The 1,532-nt window shown below is 61.0% G+C and carries 3 protein-coding genes; all 3 read left to right on the top strand.

Annotated features, from left to right (window positions below):
• The coding region (locus tag QZY06_RS03450; protein WP_295680229.1) for a hypothetical protein at positions 1 to 347 on the top strand (347 nt) is incomplete at its 5' end.
• Between the two features lie 192 nt (positions 348 to 539).
• Complete coding sequence (gene rpsL, locus QZY06_RS03445; RefSeq protein ID WP_022974909.1) at positions 540 to 947, top strand: 30S ribosomal protein S12; 408 nt, start codon at positions 540 to 542, stop codon at positions 945 to 947.
• A 108-nt stretch (positions 948 to 1,055) separates the two neighbouring features.
• Positions 1,056 to 1,529, top strand: a complete 474-nt coding sequence (gene rpsG / locus QZY06_RS03440; RefSeq protein ID WP_295680228.1) for a 30S ribosomal protein S7 — start codon at positions 1,056 to 1,058, stop codon at positions 1,527 to 1,529.
• Positions 1,530 to 1,532 lie beyond the last annotated feature (3 nt).

Below are 1,532 nucleotides of genomic sequence, written 5' to 3'. Positions count from 1 at the left end.
TCGGCATCACCAAGGCGTCGTTGTCGACCGAGTCGTTCATCTCGGCCGCCTCGTTCCAGGAAACCACGCGCGTCCTCACGGAAGCCTCGGTGCGCGGTTCGCGCGACGAGCTGCGCGGCCTGAAGGAGAACGTCATCGTTGGTCGTCTGATCCCGGCCGGTACCGGCCTGGCGCATCACGAACAGCGCCGCAAGGCGCGTGGTGGCAGCCTGCTGGCCGATCTGCAGAACGCCACGACGTCGTCGCCGATCACCGACGTGTTCGAAGCCGTGCGCAGCGAATCGGCAGTGTCCGGCGGTCGCGATGATGGCGACGAGGACGAAGTCGAAGAGTCCGGCGAAGAGTAAGGAATCAGCCACTGCGGGCAACCTTCAACAGGTTTCCCGCAGCGGCCGTTGCAAGCGGCGTAGCAATCTTTTGTTCCGCCGATGATTGACTAAAACCGGGCGCGCTCTTATGATTCGCGCCCTCGCGCGCAGACCGTTCATGGTCCGCACGCCATATCTTTCACAATTGGGCTTTTGAAAGCGGGAATCACAGTGCCAACGATTAATCAGCTTGTTAAGACCGGTCGGACCTCCAAAGCTGCCAAGAACAAGGTTCCGGCACTTGAGGCCAGCCCGCAGAAGCGTGGCGTGTGTACTCGCGTCTATACGACCACGCCGAAAAAGCCCAACTCCGCACTCCGCAAGGTTGCGCGCGTTCGTCTGACCAATGGCTTCGAAGTCACCAGCTACATCGGTGGTGAAGGCCATAACCTGCAGGAACACTCCGTGGTCCTGATCCGTGGCGGTCGCGTCAAGGATCTTCCCGGCGTTCGCTACCACACCGTTCGCGGTGCGCTCGATGCCTCGGGTGTCGACAAGCGTCGTCAGGGCCGTTCGAAGTACGGTGCCAAGCGTCCGAAGGCCGGCGCCGCTGCCAAGACGGCTGGCAAGAAGAAGTAATTCTTCTGCAAGTTATCGGGGCCTGCGCCCAGCGCAGGCCTTCGCTTCACCACTCATTAGTTCCTGGCCATCAGCAACTAAATACCGCATCACGCACCGAGTACATCAATGTCCCGTCGTCGTAGCCCAGAGCGTCGCGTAATTCTCCCGGATCCGAAGTTCAAGTCCGAACTGCTGACCAAGTTCATGAACATGGTCATGGAAGACGGCAAGAAGTCGGTTGCCGAAAAGATCCTGTACGGCGCGCTGGACCAGATCGCGGCGAAGAAGAAGACCGATGCGCCGATCGTGGTGCTCGAAGCTGCGTTCGACAATGTTCGTCCGAGCGTCGAAGTGAAGTCCCGCCGCGTTGGTGGTGCGACCTATCAGGTGCCGGTTGAAGTGCGCGCCGTGCGCCGCACGACCTTGGCAATGCGTTGGCTGATCGACGCTGCTCGCGCCCGCGGCGAGAAGAGCATGGCCGATCGTCTGGCTGGCGAACTGCTGGATGCTTCCGAGCATCGCGGCGCTGCCGTCAAGAAGCGCGAAGATACCCACAAGATGGCCGAGGCCACCAAGGCCTTCGCACATTTCCGCTGGTAAGTG

Source organism: uncultured Nevskia sp., from assembly GCF_903885465.1.
In the GTDB taxonomy this organism is placed as follows: domain Bacteria; phylum Pseudomonadota; class Gammaproteobacteria; order Nevskiales; family Nevskiaceae; genus Nevskia.
This window is presented reverse-complemented; position numbering and strand designations above follow the sequence as displayed.